The following is a 26,829-nucleotide window of genomic DNA, read 5'->3' on the forward strand; positions in this document are numbered from 1 at the left end:
GTGCCAAGATCGAGGGTGATGTGCAAAACGACTCAGCTCAAACGCCACGGATTTACTATCTGCACCCAACTCTCGGTGGCGGGCCTGAGACCTGGCAGAGGCATCTGGAGCGCGTCCAGGCGCTAGGTTTTACCCACGTGCTTCTGGCGTGGCCGTTCTCGGCCTCGGACAATCTGTTCCTTACCCATGACATCGAATCGATCGCCGGCCTGCCTGCGTCCCACGTGCTGGCCGAATTCGCGGCGCAATCTCGCGCCCTCGGCCTGCGGTTGTGGATTGACCTTGCAATCGAGCGGGCGGACGGCAACGGGCCGCTCGTCGCAGAGCAGGAGACTTGGTGGGGCAGGGCCCAGGCAACCAGCCTCGATCCGAGGACAATCCACCGCCAGCATGAGCGGGTAGCGCGGTTTGGCGATGATGCGGCCCGCCCGCGGTTGATCTCCTTCTGGCAGGAGCGACTGCTGCGGTGGCAGGAGGCTGGCATCGACGGCGTCCGCTGCCACGGCGCGGTTGATCTGGCGCTCGAAATCTGGCGAGACATCCTCCTGCCGGCGAAGGAACGGCAGCCGTCATTCGGCGCGTTCGGCTGGATGCCGGGGCGGCAGCGACAAGCCTTGATCCATGCAGGCCAAGTATTCCAGTTCCTGCCCTCTTCGGTGGCGTGGTGGGCCGGCAGCCAAACCTGGCTGTTCGAGGAGTACAATGAGCTCTCCGGCTATGCAGGGCTCATCGGCTTTCCTGAGGACCCTTTCGGCCGGCGCATCATAGAGCCGGCCGCAATCAATCCCGATCGACGGCACAGCCTCGCCTTGAGCGCTGCGCTCCTGGCCGATGGCTGGCTGATGCCGATGGGCTTCGAGTTCGAAATGGAAGCCCCCTTCATCGAGGCCAGAAAAGAGGATTTTGAAGAAGCTTCCTCCCACAGGACGGACGGGCTTCAGGATCAGATCCGGTCGATCAATCGCGCCCTGTCAGCTCGTTCCTTGGTCGGGCAAAGATCGCTGCGACCACTTGAGCTGAGTGATAATTTCGCGGCGATCATTCGCCTTGAGAAGGCGCATCCCCGTGAGCTTGTGCTGCTGAACAGGGATCCGATCAACGCGAGCAAATTGGAAATCGAAAGGCTTGCCGCGAAGGTCGAAGCTCAGCCGAAGGATGCGACCTACGACAGCCATTTGCCGGCTGCTTCAGGCATGGTGGCCGCGCTCGCCGCGGCTACGGCAGTTCGTAACGGCGCTGTCGCTCCGCCGCAGAAACGTGTGCAACTCTTTACTGATCGACTGGCCATCGAAGCTGTCGCACCAGCGGTCGACAATGGCCGCTTTGCGGTCAAGCGCACGGTCGGCGACCTCGTCACGGTCGAGGCGGACATCTTCAGCGACGGCCATGACGTCCTCGCTGCGGAGCTGCGCTGGCGCGCCGCCGACGAGACACAGTGGTCTCGCGCGCCGATGGGCTTTCTCGTCAACGACCGCTGGCGCGGGGAATTTCCGCTGCTTCGCACCGGCCGCCACGTCTTCGCGATCGAGGCCTGGTGGAGCGAGTTCGGCACGTTCAGGCGCGACCTTGCAAAGAAGCATGAGGCAGGCGTGGAGATCGCCCTCGAACTGAGGGAAGGCCGGCTGACCCTCGAAAAATTCGCCGCGGCGGCATCGCAGTCCGACAGGTCGATCATCGAGCGGCACCTGGAGCGCCTCGACGAGCCTGACAATGATCAGGTCGCCATCTTGCTGTCCAACGAACTCAGTGGCGCGATGGTGCGCGCCGATCCGCGTCCGCATGCCATTGGCTCGGAGCTCTATCCGGTCGATGCCGATCGCCAGGCAGCGTCGTTCTCAAGCTGGTACGAGCTGTTCCCACGCTCGATCACTGACGACGCTTCGCGTCACGGCACGTTCCGCGATGTCATCGGCCGCCTGCCGGCGGTCAAGGCGATGGGCTTCGACGTTCTCTACTTTCCGCCGATCCATCCGATCGGCAAGACAAACCGCAAGGGCCGCAACAACACCTTGACCCCGGCCCCGGACGATCCCGGCAGTCCCTATGCCATTGGCTCGCCGGAGGGCGGCCATGACGCGATCCACCCGGAACTCGGAACGCCCGAGGATTTTCGTGCGCTGGTTGAGGCGGCGGCCCAACACGGTATCGAACTAGCGCTCGATTTCGCCATTCAGTGCTCCCCTGATCACCCCTGGCTCGGCGAACATCCCGACTGGTTCCAGTGGCGACCCGACGGATCGATGCGCTACGCCGAGAACCCGCCGAAGAAGTACCAGGACATCGTCAACGTCGACTTCTATGCTCCCGGAGCGATCCCGGGGCTGTGGCTCGCCCTGCGCGATGTCGTTCGGCATTGGGTCGATCAGGGCGTCCGGATCTTCCGGGTCGACAATCCCCACACCAAGCCCTTCCCGTTCTGGGAGTGGCTGATCGCCGACATTCGCGCGCAGGATCCGGGGGTCATCTTCCTGTCCGAGGCTTTTACCCGGCCCAAGGTGATGTACCGGCTCGGCAAAGTCGGCTTCACCCAGTCCTATACATATTTCACCTGGCGTAACAGCAAGGCTGAGCTGACGGAGTACTTGACGCAGCTTAACGAAGCGCCGGTGCGCGACCTGTTCCGACCGCACCTTTTCGTCAACACTCCCGACATCAATCCTGTATTTCTGCAGCGCTCCGGCCGACCGGGTTTCCTCATCCGGGCGGCATTGGCCGCGACGCTGTCAGGCTTGTGGGGCATTTACTCGGGCTTTGAGCTTTGTGAAGGGACGGCGATCCCCGGCAAAGAAGAGTATCTCGACAGCGAGAAATACGAAATCAAGCCGCGGGACTGGCAGGCGCCCGGCAACATCATAGCGGAGATCACGCGGCTCAATCAGCTGCGGCAGAGCTTTCCGGCGCTGCAGAGCCATCTCGGCCTGACCTTTTACAGCGCGTCCGATGACAACATTCTCTACTTCGGCAAGCGGGTCGGCGCCTCGCCCGAGATCATTCTGATTGCGATCAATCTCGATCCGTTCGGTGTCCATGACGCATCGATCGAGGTGCCGCTCTGGGAATTCGGCCTGCCCGACCACGGCGTCGTCGCCGTTGAGGACCTGATGCTCGGAGCGCGCTTTGACTGGCACGGCAAGCGGCACACGATCCGGCTCGATCCGCAGGCCACGCCGTTTGCAATCTGGCGCATCACGCCAGGGACCAGGGCCAAATGATGGACACAAGCCTCATCCGGAACGTCGCAGCCGACTCCGCTGATCCGCAATGGTACAAGGACGCGATCGTTTATCAGTTGCACGTCAAGTCGTTCTTTGACGCCAATGGCGATGGCATCGGCGATTTCGCCGGAGTTATGGCGAAGCTCGACTATATCGTCGAGCTCGGCGTCACTGCGATCTGGCTGCTGCCATTTTATCCGTCGCCTCGCCTCGACGATGGCTACGACATCGCCGAGTACAAAGCCGTCCATCCGGACTACGGCACGGCGGCAGACGTCAGGCGTTTCATCAGGGCCGCCCATGAGCGGGGCCTGCGCGTCATCACCGAGCTGGTCATCAATCACACCTCGGACCAACATCCCTGGTTTCAGCGGGCCCGGCTTTCCAAGCCCGGCTCGGCGCATCGAAGCTTTTATGTCTGGTCCGACGACGACAAGCTTTATTCCGGCACGCGCATCATTTTTCTCGACACCGAGCGCTCGAACTGGACCTGGGACCCGGTTGCGAAGGCCTATTTCTGGCATCGCTTCTACTCACACCAGCCGGATCTGAACTTCGATAACCCGGCCGTCCTCAAAGCGGTGTTGGGGGTGATGAAATTCTGGCTCGAGCTCGGCGTCGACGGCCTGCGCCTCGATGCCGTCCCCTATCTGATCGAGCGTGACGGCACCTCGAACGAGAACCTGCCGGAGACTCACGACATCCTGCGCAAGATCAGGGCCGAACTGGATGCCACGTTTCCGAACCGGATGCTGCTGGCCGAGGCCAATATGTGGCCGGAGGATACGCAGGCCTATTTCGGCGCCGGCGACGAATGCCACATGGCGTTCCATTTCCCGCTGATGCCGCGAATGTACATGGCCATTGCGCAGGAGGACAGGTTTCCAATCACCGACATCATGCGGCAAACCCCCGACATTCCGGACAATTGCCAATGGGCGATCTTCCTCCGCAATCATGACGAGCTGACACTCGAAATGGTGACGGACAAGGAGCGCGACTATCTCTGGAATTTCTACGCATCCGACAGGCGTGCTCGCATCAATCTCGGTATCAGGCGACGGCTAGCGCCGCTGCTCGAGCGTGATCGGCGCCGCGTCGAGCTGATGACCAATCTTCTCTTGTCGATGCCGGGCACGCCGGTGCTCTATTATGGTGACGAGCTCGGCATGGGCGACAACATCTTCCTCGGCGATCGCGATGGCGTGCGCACGCCGATGCAATGGTCGCCGGACCGGAACGGCGGCTTCTCGCTCGCCGACCCGGCAAGCCTCGTGCTGCCGCCGATCATGGACCCGCTCTATGGCTTCGCCGCCGTCAATGTCGAGGCGCAAACCCGGGATCGTCACTCCCTGCTGAACTGGACCAAGCGCATGCTGGCTGTTCGCAAGGAGCACAAGGCGTTTGGGCGCGGGACGTTGCGCTTCCTCTACCCGAAGAACCGAAAGGCCTTCGCCTATCTACGTGAATATGACGGCGAGACGATACTATGTGTCTCTAATCTGTCGCGCTCGTCGCAGGCTTTCGAGCTCGACCTATCGGAATTCGCCGGTCGCCATCCGGTCGAGATGCTCGGCAATTCGGTCTTTCCCGCCATCGGACAGCTCACTTATTTGCTGACGCTGCCGCCCTACAGCTTTTACTGGTTCCTCCTGGTCGAGGGTGCGCAGGCTCCCTCCTGGCACGCGCAGGCGCCGGAGCCGATGCCCGACTTTACCACATTCGTTCTGCGCGGCGGTCCCGACGAGATGATCACACCGCAACACCGGCGCGAGTTTGAGGCCACTATCCTACCGCCCTATCTCGCCAAGCGGCGCTGGTTTGCCGCCAAGGATCAGAAACTCGAGATCGCGCGCGTGGCGCTGACGGCGCGCATCGGTCCCAATCGCGAAATGGCGCTCGTGGCGGTCGAGGCGGTGCATGGCGGCGGCGCCGAACGCTATTTGCTGCCGCTCGGCATCAACTGGGACGATGAACTCACGACCGCGCTGCCCCAGCAGCTCGCTTTGGCGAGGGTACGGCGCGGCCGGCGCACCGGATACCTGACTGATGCCTTCGCCCTGCCGGGTTTCATTCACGAACTGTTGGCCCTGTTGAAGGCCGGAGCCGAGGTCAGGAGCGCGACCGGCATGGTTTCGTTCAGGCCGACATCCGCATTCGACAGCATCGACATCTTGCCGGAGGACCCTGTGCGCTGGCTCTCAGCCGAACAGTCAAATTCCTCGGTGGTGGTCGACCATAAGGTGATGCTGAAGCTGTTTCGGAAGCTCGCGCCAGGCCAGCATCCTGAAGCGGAGATGATGCGGGCCCTGACGGAGCGTGGCTTTGCCAATGCGCCTGCGCAGCTCGGCGAAATCGTCCATATCTCGGAGGACGGCGAGGAGGAGGTGCTGGGAGTCGTTCAGGCCTTTATTCCAGGCGAAGGTGACGCCTGGGACTGGACCGCGTCCTATCTTGGCCGTGTTATCGACGAACTGTCTCGCGAGGGAGCCGATCTTGCCGATCTGCTGTCGACCTTCGAGCGTTTTGCCCAGCTTTTGGGCCAGCGCCTGGGAGAGATGCACGTCGCGCTGTCGCAGCCGACAGATGACGCTGCTTTTGCGCCGGCCGTGGCAGATGACGCACATATCGAGCGCTGGACTGAGCGCGTCGGAGGCCGTGTCCATGCGGCTTGCGACAATCTGGCGAGGCACCGCGATCGGCTCGGCGAGGCGGAGCGTGCGCTCGTCGATCGCGTCCTAAGGCGTCGGAAGGCTCTGCTCACGCTGGTGAACCGGCTCTGCAAGGCGGGCAAGGGCAGCCTGCTGCATCGCATCCATGGCGATTTCCATCTTGGCCAGGCACTGGTTGCGAGCGGTGACGTGATGATCATCGACTTCGAAGGTGAGCCCTCCCAGCCGCTGGCGCAGCGCCGCGCCAAAGACAGCGGCTGGCGTGACGTCGCCGGCATTCTGCGGTCCCTCGACTATGCGCTGGCGGCCGCCCATCGCAACCCCGCCGCCGCGAGCCACGACGGCGCGTATGCGACTCTGGCGGCGGCGTTCAGTGAGAGAATGCCGCGTGCCCTGCTGCTGGCCTATTCCGAGGTCATCGCAGAGCAGCCTGTCCAGCGTTCGCGCGATCAGGCTGGGGATGCGGCACTGCTCGACCTCTTCATGGTTGAGAAGGCTGCCTATGAGATCAATTACGAGGTCAGCAACCGGCCAGACTGGCTCGGTGTGCCGTTAGGCGGACTGACCGATCTCATGGATCGATTGCTGAGCGGGGAAGCTGCCGATGACTGATCTGTCAGGGCGCATTCCGCCGCTCGATCCTGAGATCGTGACAGCTCTAGCGCATGGCCAGTTCGGTCATCCCTTTACGGTACTCGGCCCCCATCGCGGCCCTGACGGACGTTTCGTCCGGGTGTTCCTGCCCGGCGCCATGTCAGTCGCCGTGCTGCAGGGCGCCGATCACGAGCGCTTCGAATTGACGAGGCGCGAAACAGCCGGTCTGTTCGACGGGGCGATCGGCGAGGGCGCGTACCTGCTCACGATCCGCTGGCCGGGCGGCGAACAGGTTACCGAGGACCCGTACTCCTACGGACCGCTGCTTGGCGAGCTCGATCTCCATTTGATCGGTGAGGGCAGGCATCAGCGGCTGGCGGACGCGCTCGGCTCCAATCTCGCTACGGTGGACGGCGTTTCCGGCACGCGATTCGCCGTCTGGGCGCCTAATGCCAGGCGCGTTTCCGTGATTGGCGGCTTCAATAGTTGGGATGGGCGCCGCCATGTCATGCGCCGGCGGGGTGGCAGCGGGATTTGGGAGCTCTTCATCCCGCGCCTCGGCAGCGGGGAACTCTACAAATACGAGATTGTCGATTGCCATGGCCAGGTGCTTCCGATGAAAGCCGATCCGGTTGCGCGAACAGCAGAGCCGCTTCCTGGCACTGCCTCGGTTGTACCGCGGCCGCCTTCGCATGTTTGGCAGGACGATGAATGGATGAGTTCCCGGGCGGCCCGGCAGACCGAAACGGCCGCGATCTCGATCTATGAGTTGCACCCCAGCTCGTGGACGCGGGCCCCAAACGGCACGACGCTTGACTGGCGGGGCTTGGCCGACCGTCTGGTCCCCTATGCCAAGGAGATGGGGTTCACCCATATCGAGCTTCTGCCCGTGGCCGAGCACCCCTTTACTGGCTCCTGGGGTTATCAGCCGCTTGGCCTCTTCGCACCAACACGGCGTTTTGGGGATCCCGAGGACTTCGCGATATTCGTCGACGCCTGTCATCAGCAAGAAATCGGTGTGATCGTCGACTGGGTGCCCGCGCATTTCCCCTCTGATGCCCACGGCCTCGCCCGCTTCGACGGGACCGCGCTCTACGAGCACGAGGATCCGAGCGAGGGCTTCCACAAGGACTGGAACACGCTGATCTACAATTTCGGCCGCCGGGAGGTTTCCGGCTTCCTGATCGCCAGCGCACTCCATTGGCTTGAGCACTTCCATGTCGATGGCTTGAGGGTCGATGCGGTCGCCTCGATGCTCTACCGCGACTACAGCCGTAATCCTGGCGAGTGGCGGCCGAACATCTACGGTGGACGCGAGAACCTCGAGGCGATCGATTTCCTGCGCCATCTCAACAGGGTGGTGGCGGAGCGTCACCCCGGCGCAATCATGATCGCCGAGGAATCCACCGCCTGGCCGGGCGTCACACGCCGCTCCGAGGAAGGCGGCCTTGGCTTCAATTTCAAATGGAACATGGGCTGGATGCATGACACGCTACACTACCAGGCGCGTGATCCGATCCATCGCCCGCACCATCATGACGAGATGACCTTCGGCCTGGTCTATGCCTTTGCCGAGCATTTTATCCTGCCGCTCTCGCATGACGAGGTCGTGCACGGGAAGGGCTCGCTGATTGGCAAGATGCCGGGCGATCGTTGGACCAAGCTGGCCGGGCTGCGCGCTTACTTCGCGTTCATGTGGACCCATCCGGGTAAGAAGCTCCTTTTCATGGGCGGCGAGATTGCACAGGAGCGCGAATGGAACCATGACGGCGAGGTCGATTGGAATTTGCTCCAGGATTCCGGCCATGCCGGGGTGCAGCGCCTGATCAAGGATCTCAACCGGATCTACCGTGACCAGCCGGCACTCCATGCCACCGATTCCGACCCGAGCGGCTTTCGCTGGGTGGTGCAGGACGACCGCGACAACTGCGTTTATGCCTTTATTCGCCAGCAGCCCGGCTCGCCGAGCGTGCTTGTTGTTGCGAACATGACGCCGGTGCCGCGGGCCAACTACAAAATGGGCGTGCCTTCCGCCGGCTTTTGGCGCGAAGCACTGAACAGCGACTCGACCTTTTACGGCGGCTCCGGGATTGGAAACGGTGGAGGCGTCGGCGCCATCGATGCCTCGAGCCATGGCTACCCGGCCAGCGTCGAACTGTTGCTGCCGCCGCTAGCAACGTTGGTCTTCATCGCCGAGGCTTGAGCCGTTGCACTTACAATAGGACAGGAGCCCCATGCTCGATAGCAGCGATGAGACCGCAGCCCGGCTTCCGGCCACGCCGCTTCGCTTCGGCGCCTGGAAGGACGGCGAAGTCGCCATCTTCCGGATTTGGGCACCCGCTGCCGCGGGCCTATCGATCGAGATCGATGGGGCCACACCTTCGCCGATGACGCTGCTCGCCGATGGCTGGCACGAATACCGGGCTGAGCTCCCTTTCGGCACGCGCTATCGCTACCGCCTACCAAATGGAGTTTTCGTCCCTGACCCGGCCTCGCGTCGACAAGAAAGCGGAGTCCATGGCGCGAGCGTGCTGATCTCCCCCGACGATTATGCCTGGCGTAGCGCTGGCTGGCGCGGACGGCCCTGGCGAGAGACCATCCTCTATGAGCTTCATGCCGGGTTGCTCGGAGGCTTTGCCGGCGTCGAGCGCGAGCTATCGCGCCTGATCGACCTGGGCGTCACCGCGATCGAGCTGATGCCGATCGCCGACTTCCCGGGGAGCCGGAACTGGGGCTATGACGGCGTGCTACAATTTGCGCCGGCTGCTGCATATGGCACCTCGGCCGAGCTCAAAAGCCTGATCGATCGGGCTCACGAACTCGGGCTCAGCGTCCTACTCGACGTCGTGTTCAATCATTTTGGCCCGGATGGCTGCTATCTGCACACCCTTTCGCCTGAGTTCTTCAAGGCCGGCAGTCAGACGCCCTGGGGTGCCGGCATCGCATTCGACCGACCCGAAGTCCGCGCCTTCTATCGCGCTTGCGCTTTGCAATGGCTCGACGAATTCCGGTTCGACGGGCTGAGATTCGACGCTGTCCATGCCATCCCGTCGACCGAGTTCCTGCTCGAGCTCGAACGCGATATCCGCAAGGCATTGCCCACAGAGCGGCATATCCATCTCATCGTCGAGAACGAGGACAACGACGCCGATCTGCTCGTCGCCTACGACGCGCAGTGGAACGATGATTTCCACCATGCCGTCCATGTGCTGCTGACCGGCGAGACGCGCACCTATTACGGCAGCTTTGCCCCTGAACCCGTCCGTCATCTTGCTCGGATCCTGGCGAGCGGCTTCGCTTTCCAAGGCGAGGTGACGTCGAGCCGCGCGCGCCCGCGCGGGAAGCCGAGCGGGCATCTGGCGCCGACGCGCTTCGTCAACTGCCTGCAGAACCACGACCAGATTGGCAATCGGCTGTTCGGCGAACGGCTGCTCGTCCTGGCCGATCCCAACAAGGTCAAGGTCGGCGCGGCGCTGCTGCTGCTTACCCCCCAGATCCCGATGCTGTTCATGGGCGAGGAGTACGGAAGCCGCACACCCTTTTACTATTTCACCGATCACAATGAGGAACTCGCCCAGGCGGTGCGCGAGGGGCGCAAGCGCGAATTCGAGCATGAGGATCATGGCGGCGACCTCCTCGCGCTCGATCCCAACGCCCCCGAGACCTTCGAAGCTTCCCGGCCGGAAGCCGGGGAAGACGCCGAGGAATGGCTCTCCCTCTATCGCACGCTCCTCGAGGTCAGGCGTGATGCGGTCGTGCCGGATCTTGGCGACTGCCGCAGCCTCGGCGCGGCTCCGCTCGGAGCGCACGCGGTGAGGGCAAGTTGGCGGCTCGGCGGCCGCACCCTGAGTCTGCTCGCGAATTTCAGCGACGGGCCGGTCCAAACAGCACCGCCGGCGGGCCGGACGATCTTTTCGCTCGGGACCGTCACCGTTCAGGCGGATCAGGCGACGCTGAAGGGCTCTTCGTTCCTGGCGATGCTGTCCGACTGACGACGGCTCATTTCTTGGCGATCGCGACGCGGCAAGGGAAGCCGCCATCCGCTTCGCCTGGCGTCAGGACCATGCTTGAGATCGCGCGACCAATGATCGAAGTCCACGCGAATCTGCTCTCGGTCAGCTTGATCCGGGTGTCCTGCCACCACGCGTCCGAGACCGTCAAATCCGCCGAAACCATCGCAGCGCATCGCAGCGGCACGACGACGAGCAGCGCCGCATCCTGCGTCTCGCGCAGGAAGGCGATGACGTCGTCGCGTCTGACGCCGGTCACGGGTAGCGGGCAATACGATGCGCCGACGAAGAGGTCCGGATTTAAGCGCCGTGCCTGCAGCAGCCGCTGCAGCACCTGTTGTTTGAGGCGGCCGTCGCGCCAATCTTGGCGCAGATCGCCTTCTTGCGCATCGCTCTCCAGCGCCTGCCGGCGCCCGGTAAAGTCGACTGGCCGGCGATTGTCGGGATCGACCATGCTGAGGTCCCAGAACTCGGTGCCCTGATAGGTGTCGGGTACGCCGGGCACGGTGCATTGCAAGATCAGCTGAACGATCCCGTTGAGTGCCGCGGCGGGCGCGATCGCCTCCACCCAGTCCTGCAGCGAAGCGAGGAAAGCGCCGCTGCGCGACTGGTCGAGCGCCGCATGCAGGAACCGCTCCGCTGCCTGCTCATAGGCTTCATTGGGTGATATCCATCCCGTCTTCAGCTTGGCCTCGCGCAGCGCCTTCCGCCACCAGCCGCTCAGCCGGTCGGCGAACTCGCAGGTCACAGCCGATCCATCGAGCGGCCAGGCTCCGACCAGCATCTGATAGAACTGGTACTCGTCACCGCGATCGAGCTCGTCCGGGCGGATGGCATCGTTCTGCGCGAACCAGCGCTCGACGGCCTCGCGCCAGCGGCCGGGGTCCTCGCTGATCACCGCAAGGCGAGCGCGCACGTCGGCGCCGCGCTTGTGGTCGTGGGTGGCGAGCGCCAGCATGGAGCGCGGCTGCGCTGTCGCCCGCTCCTGCATGAGCGCGTGGAACTCCAGGACAGGCAACGACAGCCGCGTAGCATCGAAGCCGACATCGTTGCGCGAGAGCAATCGCCCGTAGCGATAGAAGGCGGTGTCCTCGACGCTGCGCGCCGCTAGCGGCGAAGTCAGCTGGTTGAAGCGCTGCACTGCCGCCTTGCGCAGCTCGGCAGGAAGCCCGGATTCAGCACCGGTCATTGCGGCCTTGATAAAATCGAGCGCAAGATGCTCCGCTTGCGGCTGCGCACGGGCGGTTTCGAGCGCCGCTGCCAAGAAGGGGCCGGGCTCTTCAATTTCGCCGACGCCGGTCATGTAGCTGCGGTAGCTGTGCATATTGCAAGCGAGCGCAGCCGTGGCACGCCGCATCGCACCGCGCGGTATGTCGACATCACGGCCGGCGGCCTTCGCCAGCGCCATCAGCATGTCGACGACATATTCGAGCTGGCCCTCGAAACCGTGTTCGAGGACTTCGCGCCGTGCGCTCTGTTCCTCGTCAGCGAATTTTGCCGGCCGTCCGCTGATCTCCGACCAGAATGAGGCGAGGGCGGTCTCATCGCGGTCGTTATGCAGAACGGCGCTGACCTGATCCATGAAGTCATAGCCGGTTGTCCCGTCAACACGCCAGCCGGCGGGCAGCGCCTCGCCTGGCGCCAGAATCTTCTCGACAACCAGCCAGGCCGGGCCTGGCGTCGCCCAGGCTGGCCGGCCTTTCGACAATGCCTCGAGCCGTGAGCGAAGCTTCGCGCAGTAGCCTGCCGGATCGGCGAGCCCGTCAACGTGATCGATCCGGAGCCCGTCGATCAACCCTTCCTCGTAGAACGCGAAGGCCAGGCGATGGGCCGCCTCGAACGCGTCCGGCTTTTCGATCCGGATGCCAGCGAGCTGGGTGATCTCGAAGAAGCGGCGCCAGTTCAGCCTGTCCGAGGCGTTACGCCAATAGTCCAGATGGTAATGCTGGTGCTGAAGCAGGGATCGCAGCCTGTCGGCCTCGTGATACGCGTCTGGTCCTGCGGTACGGATTTCGGCATCGGTCTCCGAACGCAATGGAAACAGGTGCTCGCCATAGCGCAGTGCGAAGCCCTGCCGGGCCGGATCCTCCACTAGCGCGAACTTGCCTTGATCGAGAGCTTCTGTAAGGGGCTCGCCTAGGAAAGGCACATGGATGCGGCCGGCGAGAATCGGGTCACGCTCGTCGAAATCGACGTCGAACCAGGCTGCATAGCGGCTGTCCCGGCCACGCTTGAGCAGATCCAGCCACATGGCGTTGTCGTCTCCACCGACGGCGACATGGTTCGGCACGATATCCAGAATGATGCCGATTTCCTGTCGGCGGAAAGCCTTGGCCAGCGCCCGAAAGCCATCGGCGCCGCCAAGTTCCTGATTGATCTGCTCATAACTGGTGACGTCGTAGCCATGCATCGAGGCGGCGCGTGCTGCTAGAATCGGCGACGAATAGACATGGCTGATCCCGAGCTGTCGCAGATAACTCGCCAACCCAAGAGCGGCGGAAAACGGAAATTCCCGATGGAACTGCAACCGATAGGTCGAGAGCACCGAATTCGTTTGTTGCAAGCTGGACCCCTCGGCTCAGCGGCAGGGCAAAGGCCGCACGTCCTCAACGTCCGAGAGGACCGCCAGTTCGGCTGCTGCCTTGCGCAAAAATCGGGCGCGAGGGATGGAACCTCCGCCGGGACCGGCGCGTTTGCGTGCGGGAGGTGCTCCTCATGGACATTGCGCCGATCAGATCGCCCGTCGACATGATACGCGCGCAAGCGCGCCTTGTCGCCTTGGCCGCCTCGACACGGGGGTCGGAGGATGAGCTCGAATATGCAGCGCTACGCGACGCGATCGAGCACTACCGATGCGTTACTGAGCGGGTGGCCGGTGGATCGCCGCCGGCCTGGAACGGACCGGACGCCATCGAAGTCGAGGCACAGTGTCAGCTGCGCCGGGCCAGCTGACCGAGCCTGGGGCCAACGCCGGGGTAATCGAGCAGGTCGGCGGCATCCCCGGCAAGCCGGTGACGCCAGTTCGGCTTCTCGACCGTGGTGCCAGGGACATTCGGCTGTGTTCGGACGCCGAGTGCGTCCTCGATCGGCACAATCTTCAAAGCGCAGGGCGTCGCCGCGACATACCGCACGGCCGCATCGACGACCGGATCGGTATCGTCAGGTGCCGGCCGTTCGCCATGAACGATCCCCGCATCCTGGAAGGCTCCCCAAAGCACGCCACGATCCCAATCGCGAACGCCATGAGGATCGGCCTCGCCGCCGTGCCGATCGAGATCTGAGCCCGCCCACCATCCGGCTGTCGGCACCAGATCATGCGTGCTGGTCATGGCAATTGCTTGAGCATCCCAATTACCCGGCGGCACATAGCCATGCTGTGTGCGCTCAAAACGGAGAACACGCATCCCGGCGATGCCTTGCTCGTTCAGCTGCTCGCGAAAGCCGTAGGGTAAAGTGCCAAGATCCTCACCAATGACGATGGCACGGTGCCGCCAGGATTCAAGCGCGATCAGGCGAAACAGCGTCTCCTGCGGAAAGGTGACATAGGCGCCGTCGAGCGCTCCGGCGCCCTCGGGAATCAGCCAGAGGCGATTCATGCCCATGACATGGTCGATGCGAATGCCACCGACATGGCGCAGGCTAGCCCGCAACGTCTCAATGAACGGCGCATAGCCGCTTGCCGCCAGCCCGAGCGGCGAAAACGTGGTCAGGCCCCAGTCCTGGCCATTGGCGGCATAATAATCAGGCGGTGCGCCGATCGTCAGCCCGATCAGGACATCGCCAGGCCGGCTCCAGGCATGGCTGCCGGCACCGTCCATGCCGATGGCGAGATCGGCGATGAGGCCGACCTTCATGCCGGCGTCCCGGCAGGCTTGCTGAGCCTGAGCATAGGAGCGCGCCGTTAGCCACTGCAGGAAAACCTGATGGTCGATCGCCTCAGCATGGTTCGCGGCGAAGGCGGCGACCTCCGCGCTCGCGGCATCGCGATAGCAGACCGGCCAGTCGCGCCAGTGCAACGCCGAAGGAACTTGCTCGCACTGCTCGGCATGCAGCAGCTCGAAGACCGCATGGTCGCGAAGCAAGGGCGATGCCTCAGCCGCGAAATGTTCGAAATCCTGGCGTGCCGTCGTCGCGGCGGTTGACTCCCGAAAAGCTTTGAACAACGCATTCAATAGCCTCCGCCGCAATGGCGTCGCTTGCCGCCACTCGATCACCGACAGGGCCGACAGGCGCGCCATCTCGCCGGCGAGTCCAGTTTGCGCGATAACGTCCCTGATGAACCCTTCCGGCAGCGCGGCCGCCGGATCGGCGTGAAGCGGGTTGTAGAAGAGGCGGGTCGAAGGAGAGTACGGGCTGAACTGATCCGGCAAGGACCCGTACAATGCGTGTACGGGGCTGATCGCCAAAGCATCCGCCCCGCGCGCGGCTGCCGCACGGCCGAGTGCGGCGACGCCGGCAAAATTGCCGATGCCGCCATCGTCTTCGCTGCGCAGCGAATAGATCTGGGCGGCGAGCCCCCACCCAGTCGATCCTCCGCCGAGCTCGGCAAAGGTTACGCAGCTGGGCGGCGCCACAGCGACGGTGATATCGCCGTCGGTCAGATGAACGGTATGGTAGCCGGGCTCTGCGAAGGTCGGCAGGGTCAGCCTGTCGCGATTGCCTTCGAGGGGCGATACAACGCGCCGCGCGCCACGTTCAAGCGTGACTTCGACGGCGCCTTTGGCCCGGTGCGGGAGGGGCAGTTCGACCGGATGCCCCGCGCGGGCAACGACAAATCGGGAGCCGGCTCCGGCGTCTTGCATTTCGATGGTCACAAACGCCTCGCGGATGGCGGCATCGGTATTCGCCGGTAGTCCGATCGCTGCAAGAATCGCGCGCAAACTGTCGGCTGACACCTGCCGGATCGCGCCGGTTTGATCTGTCCAGTGGGGCGCAACGCCGGCACGTATCGACAATTCTCGAAGGCTCTGTTCAGTCATATGTCGCTAAGCCGCGTGGAATTGGTTATCATGGGGTCCTCAGTGCCGGACAGCACGGGACGGTTTTGTCACCGACCGATCTGGCGAACTTCGAGAGCCCGTCGCCGGTGTCGCAACGCGGCTGAAATGGTCATGGTTCCCGCTCCGCCTCCGATGAAGTCCATCAGGCGCGCCCGCGTGGAACATGAGCAGCCTGTGGCGGTTGTTTGCAGCGCCTGATGCAGCCGGGAGACAGCCGATGAGCCGCGAAAAACTCGTGCAGGATACAGCCTATGCGATCTGGGAGGCCGAAGGCCGCCCGGAAGGTCGCGAGTCCGACCATTGGCGGCTCGCGGAAGAACGGGTCGCGGCCGGCGATGTAGATCATGGCAAGGCGAAGCGTGCGCCGGCAACGACAGGGCGGAGCAAGAAAGAGGCGGCTGACAAGCCGGCTGGAAGCAAAAGCAGGGCCAAGAAGGCGCCATGACAAGGTATCGGCGGGCCATGGAGCCCGCCACTATTGTCTCATAGCTGTTTAACGTGCCAGTGACTACGATATGCTTTAGGCTCCGAGCGCCTTGGCGTAGACGGATGCGTAGCGGTAACCGGGGCGGCGCCAGTCAAAGCGCCTGGACATCGCCTGTCCGCGCATCAGTTTGAAGGCGCGTTTTGAGCGGTAAGCCTGAAGCGCGCGCCCTATCGCCGCGGACAAGCCCGGCCCCGTCAATGACGAAAAAAGGAAGCCCGAGATACCGTCTTCGATGGTGTCGACGAGCCCGCCTGTGCGGGACGCTATCGGGAGGGCACCGGCCCTTTGCGCATACATCTGGCTTAGTCCGCAGGGCTCGAAGCGCGACGGCATCAGCAAGAAATCGCTTGCTGCGAACAGGCGCCGCGCCTCTGCATCGTCGAAGCCAATCCTCGCGGCAACGGCATGCGGATAGCGTTTGGCCAAATGCGCGACTGCATCCTCCAGGCGCGATTCCCCCTGACCCGTTACAACGAGTTGCCCGCCCGCGGCGACGATTGTCTCGGCAGCCTCGATGGAAAGATCGATGCCCTTTTGATGGACCAGACGGGAGATGATCGAAAAGAGCGGTCCGCCCGAATTGGGCAGTGCGAAGGCCTTCCGGATGGCCGTCGCATTGCGGCGCTTCCACTGCCGAATGACATGCTCGGTCGTTGCCCCGCCTTCGATCAGGGTGTCCCAGCTCGCATCGATTCCGTTGACGATGCCGGTCAGGAGCCCTGCGGCCATCCTGCTCTTGAGCAGGCCTTCAAAGCCGCAGCCATGCTCGGGTGTGGTGATCTCCCTGGCGTAAGTCTCGCTGACTGTGGTGACGTGAGAGCCGTAGAAAATGCCTGCCTTCAGGAACGACAGCCTGCCGTGGAATTCGGCGCCTTCGACGCTGAAGGCGTGGTGCGGAATCCCGAGAGCCGCCATTCGCGCGGGCTCGAACAAGCCCTGATAGGCGAGGTTGTGGATGGTGAGGATTGCCGGCGTGGATACATTCTTCCACCGCAGATAGCCGGCGGCCAGCCCGGACGGCCAGTCGTTGATATGAAGGATGTCCGGCCTCCAGTTTGGATCGGCCTCTCCTGCCGCGATTTCCGCTGCCGCGAGTGAGAGGCGCGCGAACCGGATATCGTTGTCGGCAAAGTCGCTGCCGCCAAACGGACCATAAGGTGAGCCTGGACGGTCGTAGAGCTCATCGCAAAGGACAGCGTAGATTGTCAGGCCGTCGGCTGTGGCGAAGCGGCCGAGCGACCATGGCGGCAGGTCGGCCGTTCCCGGCATCTGGCGCACCACCTCCATGACCGGCTTGGCCGCGCGGACCTGACGGAAGCCGGGGATCAGGATCCGGACATCGCAGTAGGAGCGCATCTGGCGCGGCAGCGCCGTAGAAACCTCGCCGAGCCCGCCGGCCTTGATGAAATCGCTCATCTCGGAAGTGACGAAGAGCAGCTTCGTCGCTGCCGAAATCGGTGCCGGCGCCTCGTGCGGATCGTCTTTGACGGCGTGAGCATAATGTAACGCATGCGCCGAGGTTGAGGAGGAATTTATCGTTTCGGGGAGCTTGAGGATGTCAGTCATTGCTCGGTTCCCAGACCTGCGAACCGGCAACCGCCAGCTCGGTCGCGAGTTCCACCCCAACCTCCAAGATTCTCATGCAAACTAGGGGCCGAGCTGGAACTGGCGGCTCCCAGCTACGTTCCACTTTTCACGGCGCGGCGAATGGCCGGCCGCGAGCGCCAATCATCAGCTCGAACGCCAGGGGCGAATCACGGCATGTCGCAAGATCAGATCGAAGTGAGGCCCGGCTCCCCAGTCGAGCTCGGGGCGAATTTCGATGGGGAGGGCACTAATTTCGCGTTATTCTCGGCCTACGCCGACCGCGTCGAGCTATGTCTCTTCGATGACACCGCTAGGATCGAGACGGCGCGAATAACCCTTCCAGAATATACCGACGAGATCTTTCACTGCTATCTGCCGGGAATCGGGCCCGGCCAGCGCTATGGCTACCGGGTGCATGGCCGCTTTGCGCCGGAAGAGGGGCATCGCTTCAACCCGCACAAACTCCTGCTCGATCCCTATGCACGGGAGTTCGCCGGAACGCTCGGCTGGAACGAAGCGCATTACGGCTACGACTTGAATGGGATTGAGGATCGCGATCTGGGCTTCAGCGAGCTCGACAGTGCGCCCTTCATGCCCAAATGCGTCGTCTGCGACTGGAAGGCCGATCCGCACCCGCCGGCAAAGCCGCTCGTGCCTTGGGACCGAACCGTCTTCTACGAGGCCCATGTCCGCGGTTTGACCCGGCTGCATCCGGCCCTGTCGGAATCCGAACGCGGCACCTTCGATGGCCTCCGGCACGAAAAGGTGGTCGACTACATCCGCAGCCTCGGCGTCACCTCGATCGAGCTGTTGCCGGTCCACGCTTATCTCGATGATCACCATCTCGTCTCGAAGGATCTTTCGAACTATTGGGGTTACAACAGCATCGGCTTTTTTGCGCCGATGCAACGCTATGAAGGCAAGACGGGTCTTGCCTCGTTCCGCGAGATGGTCCGGACCTTTCATGACGCCGGTCTCGAGGTCATCCTCGACGTCGTCTACAATCATACGGCGGAAGGCAACGAACTTGGGCCGACGCTCTCCTTCAAGGGCATCGACAATTTCTCCTATTACCGGACCATGCCCGAGGAGCCGCGCTACTATATCAACGACACCGGCACCGGGAACACCGTCAACACAAGTCATCCACGCGTGCTGCAGCTGGTGATGGATTCGCTGCGCTACTGGGTCGAGGTGATGGAGGTCGACGGCTTCCGCTTTGATCTCGGCACCATTCTCGGCCGCGAGCCGCATGGTTTCGATCCCCGCGGCGGCTTCTTCGATGCGGTGGGACAAGATCCGGTGCTGCGCAAGGTCAAGCTCGTCGGCGAGCCCTGGGACATCGGCCCGGGCGGCTACCAGGTCGGCGGCTTTCCGCCAGGGTGGGCAGAGTGGAACGACAAATACCGCGATACCATCCGCGCCTATTGGAAAGGCGAGGAAGGTATCATCCGCGACCTTGCGGCGCGCATCACCGGCTCGGGCGACGTCTACGACCAGCGCGGGCGGAGGCCATGGGCGACCGTCAATTTCATCACTGCCCATGACGGCTTCACGCTCAACGATCTTGTCTCCTACAACGACAAGCACAACCAGGCGAATGGCGAGAACAACGAGGACGGCCACGGTCACAACCTGTCGTTCAACCATGGCGCGGAAGGTCCAACCGATGATCCTGGTATTATAGCCGTCCGCCAGCGCCAGAAGCGCAACATGCTCGCAACGCTGCTCCTTTCACATGGCACGCCAATGCTGCTCGCCGGTGACGAGCATGGTCATTCCAACCACGGCAACAACAATGTCTACGCGCAGGACAACGAGACGGCCTGGATGCGCTGGGAGGAGATCGGCGCACGGGACAAGAAGCTTGCCGACTTTGTGAGGCGCGTCCTGCAGTTGCGAGCTGAGCATCCGATCTTCCGCCGTGCCTCGTTCCGCGACGGCTGCCTGCTGCGCTGGATCAATCCCGCCGGTGGCGAGCAGGAAGAAGAGCACTGGGACGACCCTGGCCTGCTGGCGATCGGTCTCCTGATGCATATGCCCGATGTCGATGTCGGCGGCGACGAGGCGCTCATGTTGTTCAACGCCTTCGACGGCGAGGTCGTCTTCAAGATCCCGCCGCGCGTGAAGTCGGGCTCCTGGTCCGTGGTGCTGGATACCGAGACCGGCCCAAACTCGGACGAAGGTCGCAAGGGGCTCAAGGCCGATCAGGAGATCACGCTCTCGCCGCGCTCGCTGATCGTGCTGATGTAGCCGGTGGCGCTTCGGCTTTTCGGCCATGTCGCCACAGATTGACACTCCGAGGGGGAAGATCGCCTGCGCCTTCGGCTGAGCAGAGCAGGCGGCTCCAGCCGTCCCCTGCCGGCGCGAGCGTGAGGCAGCTATCGCCATGATTGATCGCGATCAGCACGGTGCTGACCCGGTCACGCAGGAGCAGGCAGAAGGCGTCGAGACTCTGCCATTCATCGCTGCCAATCGCGGTACCGTCCGGCTTGAGCCATTGCGCACCCGGTGGATCCCCCTTGCCGTTGAAAAAGCTGTTCTCTGTCAGCAAAAACAGTTCGCGGCGAAGCCGAGCAAGGCCAGCGACGAAGACTTTCAACTCTTCATCGGCATTCGCCCAATCGAGCCAGGTCGTCTCATTGTCCTGGGCATAGGCGTTGTTGTTGCCGGCCTGCGTGCGGCCGAACTCATCGCCGGCCGTCAGCATCGGAACGCCACGCGACAGGAAGAGCGTTGCGAGCAGCGCCCGGACATCGCGGCGACGGGCCGCCATCGGTTCTACATCATCAGTCCAGCCCTCGACGCCGTTGTTCCAACTGTGGCTGTCATTATCGCCGTCGCGATTGGCCTCGCCATTGGCTTCGTTGTGCTTAGCGGAGTAGCTGACGAGATCGGCGAGGGTAAAACCGTCATGCGCGGCGAGGAAATTGATGCTCGCGCACGGGCCGCGATGCCTTGCTGAGAACAGGTCCGACGAGCCGGCCAGCCTCGTGGCGAGTGACCCGGCCAAACCGGAATCGCCGCGCCAGAAGCGGCGGACGTCATCGCGAAAGCGCCCGTTCCATTCGGCGAAGGGAAAAGGGAACTCGCCAAGCCGGTAGCCGCCGGGGCCGACGTCCCAGGGCTCCGCGATCAAGACGGACTGCGAGAGGTCGGGCTCCTGGAGGATTGCTGCCAGAAGCGGCGCATCGGCGCTGTATCCGCGCGCAGTTCGACCCATCACCGTCGCGAGATCGAAACGGAAACCGGCGACGCCGAGGCTGCGCCAGTACCGCAGCGCATCCATCGCCAAGCGCACGACTGGTGCACGGTCCAGCGCCAGCGTATTGCCGCAACCTGTGTCGTTGACGAGCCGCCCGGGATCGTCCTGCGCATGGCGATAATAGACGGCGTTGTCGAGCCCGCGCAGCGAGACCGTCGCGCCGAATTCGTCGCTTTCTGCGGTATGGTTGAGAACGATGTCGAGGATCACGCCGATCCCGGCCTCGGCATAGATCGCGCACAGCCGGCGCAGCCCATCGGCGCCGTCGGGTGCGAGGCGCGGATCGAGTGCAAAGAAATTGACCGGGTTATAGCCCCAGGCATTGCTCAGCCCGAGCGGTGGCAGATGACGCTCGTCCATCCACGGCGCGATCGGCATCAGCTCGACATGGCTCACGCCAAGGCGCTGCAGATAATCGACAATGAGAGGCTCGGTCAGCGCGGCAAGCGTACCGCGCAGCTTCTCCGGTATCGCTGGGTGGCGCATGCTGAACGCCTTCGTCGCGATCTCGTAGATGAAGCTCGGCTGCGTCGGCTCAAGCGTCAGCGGCTCCCTCTCTGCTGTCACGAGGCAGCGTGGAACGAGATCCACTGTGTCACTGCCAAGCAGTGCCAGCCGCGGATGCCAGCGAAAGGGCCGGTCAACGGCCTTGGCATAGGGATCAACCAGAAGCTTCGCCGGATCAAAACGATGGCCGCGATCAGGCTGCCACGGACCTTCGACGCGCAGACCATAGCGCAGGCCGGCCCCGACCCCGGGCAACAGCCCGTGGTGGATATCGCCGCTACGGCAGGGCAGTGGCAAGCGGGCGATCTCGTTCTCGCCGGCTTCGTCGAAGAGCGAGACCAGTACGCGCTCGCCGTTCTGCGAGAACACGGCGATAGACACGCCGCCTGCCGTCACCGTCGCGCCGAGGCGGGGCGGCAGCGGGCAGGGGATCAGTTCGGCCCGCACTCGAGGCATCGACTGACGGCCAGAGGGCACGGTCAGGCTCGCGCCGCCTGGCCTGCCGGCACGTGCCAGATGCGATCGGCATATTCGCCGATCGCCCGGTCTGCACTGAACCAGGCGCAATGGGCGGTGTTGATGGCGGACATGCGCCACCAGCGCGCGCGATCGGCCCAGAGCGCATCGACGCGCCGCTGCGCCTGATGGTAGCTCTCGAAATCGCGCAGCACCATGAACCAGTCGTTGAGGCGCAAGCCCTCGACGAGCGCCGCATATCGGTCGCGCTCTCCCGGCGAATAGGCGCCGCCGGCGACGGCATCGAGCACGCTTTCGAGGTGCGGCGTCGCGCGGATCACCTCCGCGCTCGGTTGCGGATTGCGCTTCGCAATCTCCACCTCGTCGGCGTTCATGCCGAAGATCACGATATTGTCTGCGCCGACGCGCTCGCCAATCTCGATATTGGCGCCATCGAGCGTGCCTATGGTGATCGCCCCGTTCAGGGCGAACTTCATATTGCCGGTTCCGGACGCCTCCATGCCTGCAGTCGAAATCTGCTCGGACAGATCGGCTGCAGGAATGATCAACTCGGCAAGGCTGACATTGTAGTTCGGCAAGAACACGACCTTCAGCCGGTCGCGCGTCGTGATATCGTTGTTCACCACGGTGGCGACGTCATTGATGAGATTGATGATGGATTTGGCCGTCGTGTAGTTCGAGGCCGCCTTGCCAGCGAAGATCTTCACGCGGGGTGCCCAGTCGCGATAGGGCTCGGTTCGGATGGCATTGTAGAGCGCGATCGTCTCAAGGATATTGAGCAGCTGGCGCTTGTATTCATGAATGCGCTTGATCTGCACGTCGAAGAGAGCCTCGGTATCGACGACGACGGCGCAATCCCGCTGGATGATTTTCGCCAGCCTAAGCTTGTTCTCGCGACGGATGGCGGACAGTCGCTCCTGCAAGCCCGCATCGTCGGCATGGCCGCCCAACTGTCGGATCCGCTCGATATCGTCCGCGACCGCTTCGCCGCAAACCTCCTGCAGCAGCTGCGTCAGCCCGGGATTGGCGTTGAAGAGCCAGCGTCTTGGCGTGATCCCGTTGGTGACGTTGGTGATCTTCGCCGGGAATGTCCGGTGCAGCGGGGCGAAAACGGTTTCCTTCATCAGGTTGGAATGGAGCGCCGAGACACCGTTTACGGTGTGCGAGCCGACGAAGGCGAGATGGGCCATGCGCACGCGCCGGCCATGGTGTTCGTCGATGAGCGAGAGACTAGCCAGGTCCGCGTCTGGCGTGCTGCGGCGCACCGCGTCGAGGAAGCGGGCGTTGATGCCAAAAATGATCTGCATGTGCCTCGGCAGCAGACGCTCGACCAGCGTGAGGGGCCAAGTCTCGAGCGCTTCGGGAAGCAGGGTGTGGTTGGTGTAGGAGATCGTCGCAGTCGTAATCTCCCAGGCTTTCTCCCACCCCAGCTTGTGCTCGTCGAGCAAGAGCCGCATCAGCTCGGCAACAGCGAGCGAGGGATGGGTATCGTTGAGCTGTATTGCCGCCTTTTCAGCAAGGTTATCGAGGCTTCCGAACTGTCGATGATGCCGGTGCACCAGATCCTGCAGCGATGCCGAAGTGAAAAAGAACTCCTGCCTCAAGCGCAATTCCTGCCCGGCGGGCGTCGAATCATTGGGATAGAGGACCTTGGAGATTGCCTCGGCGCGATTACGCTCGGCGACGGCGCCAACAAGGTCGCCCTTATTGAAGGCATCAAGCGACAGCGGATGCATCGCCCGCGCGCGCCAAAGACGCAAAGTGGTCGAATCTCGGCCGCGCCAACCAATGATTGGCGTGTCATAGGCGACCGCAAAAACAGTCTCTTCTGGCGTCCAAGCGACCTGATCCGGCCCATTGGCTGCCAGCGAGCCGCCAAATCCAATGCGATAGGACGCCTCGCGCCGCTCAAATTCCCAGGGGTTGCGGAACGATAACCAGTCTTCCGGTCGCTCGATCTGTCGGCCGTTCTCGACCCCCTGTTTAAACAGGCCGTGATCGTAGCGGATACCGTAGCCGAGCGCCGGAACGCCGGTCGAGGCCATCGCCTCCATATAGCAGGCTGCCAAGCGGCCAAGGCCGCCATTGCCGAGCGCCGCATCAGGCTCGATCGTCTCGATTTCCGACAGATCGACGCCAAGCTCGCGCATGGCGCGAGTCATCGGCTCCGTGAGGCCAAGATTATTGAGTGTGTCGGCGAGCGACCGACCGATCAGGAATTCGAGCGAGAGGTAATAGACGCGCTTGCGGCCCGTCGCGTAACTCTTCTTGGTACTCGCCTGCCAGATGTCGATCGCGTGATCTCGCGCCGCAAGGATGCTGGCTGTCAGCCAATCATGCGGCAGGGCGGCAGCCGGATTCTTTCCGAGCGAATAGGTCAGCTTGCGCAGAATCTCGGCCTTGAGTCGATCAACCTGATCGTCCGGCTCGAAGTGGACGGCGCCCTTCAGCTTATCATCTGAATCGTTCAACCGCGTGGTTCCTCTGCCGATGACAGGTATCGGCGCTGGTTGCCGAGTGCGAGCCTAGGAGATGAAGGCACGATCGCCAAGGGTGAGCGTTGAGGCTGTCGCACGCCCTAATTTGCGGATCAGCTGAGGCAGCGCAAGCGGCTGCTCGCGATCCCCGGCATGGGTCTCGTCGTGTGGCTGGCTCGCGCCAAACTCCGCCGGCGCTGCGGCAGGCCGTGCGACCGGCGGCCCCATCGGGGCGTTCGAGAGACGAACAATGCAGTCCTGCGAGCTATCGACCGCGACATCGACCAGCTGATCGACGAGATTGATCGCGACTATGCCGGTCGCCAGCCTCCTCAACATTCCGTCCGCGAACATCTCAGCTAAACCGGTTCTTGCGTGAGCTGGAACATCCCCACCGGCGCCTCGTTCCCACTTCGGATAGCCGCGCGGTGCTGACAGGACCGGAGGACGCTCAGATGATGCATGTCGATCAAATACGCGAAGGGCTCGAGGTGGTCGGTTCCGACGAGGATCATGTCGGCACGGTCGACGCCCTCGCCGGCCAGCTGCTCAAGTTGAAGAAGAACGATCCCGCCTCGGGCGGTACTCACCACTATCTCGACATTGGGCTTATCAGCGCGATCGAAGGCGACACCATTAAACTGCTCGTCACCGGCGACGATGCCAGGCAGCGCTGGTCGGAAGAGAGCGAATAGGCCCTCGCGCAGATGAGCGAACGATCAGGAGACTGTGATGGCCGACAGCGTCGCCGACTTCATCTGGAATCGCCTGCACGATTGGGGCGTGCGCCGCGTTTATGGCTACCCGGGCGATGGAATTGGCGGGCTGATCGCGGCGCTGCAGCGACACGAGAACCGGATTTCGTTCATCCAAGCTCGGCATGAGGAAATGGCAGCGCTGATGGCGTCTGGCGAAAGCCGCTTCACCAACGAAGTCGGCGTCTGCATTGCGACATCCGGGCCTGGCGCAGTCCACGTCCTGAACGGTCTTTACGACGCGCGCCTTGACCATCGTCCCGTGTTGGCGCTGGTCGGGCAGCAAGCCCGTACCGCCATGGGCGCGCATTACCAGCAGGACCTCGATCTGCAGAGCCTGTTCAAGGACGTCGCCGGAGCCTATGTCGAGACGGCATCAGTGGCGGAGCAGGTGCCCCATCTGATTGACCGGGCATACCGCATCGCCAAGGCAGAACGGCGCGTCACCTGCGTAATCCTGCCAAATGACCTGCAGACACAGGAGATGCGTCTGCCTGGACGGAAACACAGCATGACTTTCTCCGGTGTCGGTATCGAGATGCCGACGCCTGTTCCGGGTGAGGCAGCATTGCAGCGCGCCGCAGATATCCTGAATTCCGGCGAACGGGTCGCAATGCTGGTTGGTGCCGGAGCGCTTGGCGCCACGGATCAGGTGCTAGCGGTGGCAGAACGGCTTCAGGCCGGCATCGCGAAATCATTGCTCGGCAAGGCAGCGGTGCCCGACGACGTCGCTTTCTGCACCGGCTCGATCGGCCTGCTCGGCACCCGCGCGAGCTGGGAGATGATGCAGGGCTGCGACACGTTGTTAATGGTGGGATCTGGCTTTCCCTATGCCGAATTCCTGCCCGAGGTCGGACAGGCGCGCGGTGTCCAGATCGACCTCGACGCTGGCATGCTCGGCCTGCGTTACCCCATGGAAGCCAACCTGCTTGGAGATGCGGCGGCAACGCTGACGGCGCTTCTCCCCCTCCTCGAGCAGAAGTCGGCACCGGATTGGCGCGCGCAGATCGAGGAGAACGCCCGCAAGTCCTGGGAAGAGCTCACGGCGCTCGCCGAAGTCGAGGCCGACCCGATCAATCCCCAGCATGTTGTGCGGGAATTGTCCTCGCGCCTGCCCGAAGCGAGCATTGTCACCGCAGACAGCGGCACGACCACGGTCTGGTATGCACGCAATCTGCGCTTCCGTGCCGGCATGATGGGCTCGGTGTCGGGCACGCTCGCCACCATGGGCTGCGCCGTACCCTATGCGATCGCCGCGAAGTTCGCTTACCCTGACAGACCGGTGATCGCGCTCGTTGGCGACGGCGCCATGCAGATGAATGGCCTTGGCGAACTCGTCACCATTGCGAGATATTGGCAGGGCTGGAGCGACCCCAGACTGATCGTCATGGTGCTCAACAATCGCGAGCTTGCCTATGTGACATGGGAAGAGCGCATCCAGGCGGGCGATCCTAAATGGCCAAGCAGCCAGCACTTGCCGGATCTGCCTTATGCGGAGATCGCGAGGCTGATGGGGATCGATGGTGAGCGCGTCACCGACCCGGCACAGGTTGGCCCAGCCTGGGACCGGGCTTTGGCAGCACGGCAGCCCTTCGTCCTCGACATGGTCACTGATCCCGACATCCCACCGCTGCCGTCGCACATCACCTTCGAACAAGCGCGCGGTTTTGCTGGTGCGCTCGTCGCGGGCGATCCCGCCGCCAGCAGTGTGCTCGCCAAAACAGCCCGTTCCGTCCTCAGTACCTTTTTGCCCGGGCAAAACTGAGCAAGCATAAGCAACGGT

Annotated in this window: 14 protein-coding genes; 8 read left to right on the forward strand and 6 right to left on the reverse strand. The window is 63.2% G+C overall.

Annotated features, from left to right (window positions below):
• Positions 1-20: 20 nt before the first annotated feature.
• From BLM15_RS30510 to treZ, 4 genes are read left to right on the forward strand one after another with little or no spacing between them, the layout of a single operon-like run.
• Positions 21-3,212, forward strand: a complete 3,192-nt coding sequence (locus BLM15_RS30510) for an alpha-1,4-glucan--maltose-1-phosphate maltosyltransferase (protein ID WP_206734943.1) — start codon at positions 21-23, stop codon at positions 3,210-3,212.
• The gene (treS, locus tag BLM15_RS30515; RefSeq protein ID WP_126116663.1) at positions 3,212-6,499 is read left to right on the forward strand and encodes a maltose alpha-D-glucosyltransferase; all 3,288 of its coding nucleotides are present in this window, start codon (positions 3,212-3,214) and stop codon (positions 6,497-6,499) included. Before BLM15_RS30510 ends, treS begins: the two co-directional genes overlap by 1 nt.
• Entirely contained in the window at positions 6,492-8,684 is a 2,193-nt protein-coding gene (gene glgB / locus BLM15_RS30520; protein ID WP_126116664.1) for a 1,4-alpha-glucan branching protein GlgB, read from the forward strand. Before treS ends, glgB begins: the two co-directional genes overlap by 8 nt.
• 31 nt (positions 8,685-8,715) lie before the next feature.
• Positions 8,716-10,473 (forward strand): malto-oligosyltrehalose trehalohydrolase, encoded by a 1,758-nt coding sequence (treZ, locus tag BLM15_RS30525; RefSeq protein WP_126116665.1) that lies wholly within the window; start codon positions 8,716-8,718, stop codon positions 10,471-10,473.
• A gap of 7 nt (positions 10,474-10,480) precedes the next feature.
• Here the strand turns inward: treZ and treY are convergent, their stop codons facing one another.
• Complete coding sequence (treY, locus tag BLM15_RS30530) at positions 10,481-13,054, reverse strand: malto-oligosyltrehalose synthase (protein WP_126116666.1); 2,574 nt, start codon at positions 13,052-13,054, stop codon at positions 10,481-10,483.
• Positions 13,055-13,421: 367 nt separating this feature from the next.
• Positions 13,422-15,470 (reverse strand): 4-alpha-glucanotransferase, encoded by a 2,049-nt coding sequence (gene malQ / locus BLM15_RS30535; protein WP_126116667.1) that lies wholly within the window; start codon positions 15,468-15,470, stop codon positions 13,422-13,424.
• A gap of 184 nt (positions 15,471-15,654) precedes the next feature.
• On the opposite strand from malQ, the gene BLM15_RS30540 reads away from it, so the two are divergent.
• Positions 15,655-15,936 carry a DUF2934 domain-containing protein gene (locus BLM15_RS30540; RefSeq protein WP_126116668.1) on the forward strand — a complete coding sequence of 94 codons (282 nt, stop codon included), beginning with the start codon at positions 15,655-15,657 and terminating at the stop codon, positions 15,934-15,936.
• 75 nt (positions 15,937-16,011) lie between these two features.
• Here BLM15_RS30540 and glgA read toward each other — a convergent pair whose 3' ends face one another.
• The gene (gene glgA / locus BLM15_RS30545) at positions 16,012-17,544 is read right to left on the reverse strand and encodes a glycogen synthase GlgA (RefSeq protein ID WP_126116669.1); all 1,533 of its coding nucleotides are present in this window, start codon (positions 17,542-17,544) and stop codon (positions 16,012-16,014) included.
• Between the two features lie 195 nt (positions 17,545-17,739).
• Here glgA and glgX (BLM15_RS30550) point away from each other — a divergent pair, with 195 nt between their 5' ends.
• On the forward strand, positions 17,740-19,818 hold the full coding sequence (gene glgX, locus BLM15_RS30550; RefSeq protein WP_126116670.1) for a glycogen debranching protein GlgX: 2,079 nt from the start codon (positions 17,740-17,742) through the stop codon (positions 19,816-19,818).
• Here the strand turns inward: glgX (BLM15_RS30550) and glgX (BLM15_RS30555) are convergent.
• Genes glgX (BLM15_RS30555) through BLM15_RS31535 form a run of 3 tightly spaced genes read right to left on the reverse strand, consistent with a single transcriptional unit; the run spans position 19,781 to position 24,630 of the window.
• Entirely contained in the window at positions 19,781-21,793 is a 2,013-nt protein-coding gene (gene glgX, locus BLM15_RS30555; protein ID WP_126116671.1) for a glycogen debranching protein GlgX, read from the reverse strand. The two genes, glgX (BLM15_RS30550) and glgX (BLM15_RS30555), sit on opposite strands and share 38 nt — an antisense overlap.
• 23 nt (positions 21,794-21,816) lie before the next feature.
• On the reverse strand, positions 21,817-24,285 hold the full coding sequence (locus BLM15_RS30560) for a glycogen/starch/alpha-glucan phosphorylase (RefSeq protein ID WP_236846830.1): 2,469 nt from the start codon (positions 24,283-24,285) through the stop codon (positions 21,817-21,819).
• 54 nt (positions 24,286-24,339) lie between these two features.
• A complete protein-coding gene (locus BLM15_RS31535) occupies positions 24,340-24,630 on the reverse strand; it encodes a hypothetical protein (RefSeq protein WP_164547738.1) in 291 nt (96 codons plus the stop codon).
• Positions 24,631-24,746: 116 nt separating this feature from the next.
• Between BLM15_RS31535 and BLM15_RS30565 the strand changes: the two genes are divergently transcribed.
• Positions 24,747-24,986, forward strand: coding sequence for a DUF2171 domain-containing protein (locus tag BLM15_RS30565; RefSeq protein WP_126116673.1), 240 nt, complete (start codon positions 24,747-24,749; stop codon positions 24,984-24,986).
• A 37-nt stretch (positions 24,987-25,023) separates the two neighbouring features.
• Positions 25,024-26,811 carry a thiamine pyrophosphate-requiring protein gene (locus tag BLM15_RS30570; protein ID WP_126116674.1) on the forward strand — a complete coding sequence of 596 codons (1,788 nt, stop codon included), beginning with the start codon at positions 25,024-25,026 and terminating at the stop codon, positions 26,809-26,811.
• The last annotated feature ends 18 nt before the right edge of the window (positions 26,812-26,829 follow it).

Source organism: Bosea sp. Tri-49 (assembly GCF_003952665.1).
In the GTDB taxonomy this organism is placed as follows: domain Bacteria; phylum Pseudomonadota; class Alphaproteobacteria; order Rhizobiales; family Beijerinckiaceae; genus Allobosea.

Bases quoted from the DNA above. Each gene is read 5' to 3' on its own strand.
- treS (WP_126116663.1), top strand. From the start codon at position 3,212: ATGGACACAAGCCTCATCCGGAACGTCGCAGCCGACTCCGCTGATCCG.
- glgB (WP_126116664.1), top strand. From the start codon at position 6,492: ATGACTGATCTGTCAGGGCGCATTCCGCCGCTCGATCCTGAGATCGTG.
- treZ (WP_126116665.1), top strand. From the start codon at position 8,716: ATGCTCGATAGCAGCGATGAGACCGCAGCCCGGCTTCCGGCCACGCCG.
- malQ (WP_126116667.1), bottom strand. From the start codon at position 15,470: ATGACTGAACAGAGCCTTCGAGAATTGTCGATACGTGCCGGCGTTGCG.
- BLM15_RS30540 (WP_126116668.1), top strand. From the start codon at position 15,655: ATGAGCAGCCTGTGGCGGTTGTTTGCAGCGCCTGATGCAGCCGGGAGA.
- glgA (WP_126116669.1), bottom strand. From the start codon at position 17,544: ATGACTGACATCCTCAAGCTCCCCGAAACGATAAATTCCTCCTCAACC.
- glgX (WP_126116670.1), top strand. From the start codon at position 17,740: ATGTCGCAAGATCAGATCGAAGTGAGGCCCGGCTCCCCAGTCGAGCTC.
- glgX (WP_126116671.1), bottom strand. From the start codon at position 21,793: ATGCCTCGAGTGCGGGCCGAACTGATCCCCTGCCCGCTGCCGCCCCGC.
- BLM15_RS31535 (WP_164547738.1), bottom strand. From the start codon at position 24,630: ATGTTGAGGAGGCTGGCGACCGGCATAGTCGCGATCAATCTCGTCGAT.
- BLM15_RS30565 (WP_126116673.1), top strand. From the start codon at position 24,747: ATGATGCATGTCGATCAAATACGCGAAGGGCTCGAGGTGGTCGGTTCC.
- BLM15_RS30570 (WP_126116674.1), top strand. From the start codon at position 25,024: ATGGCCGACAGCGTCGCCGACTTCATCTGGAATCGCCTGCACGATTGG.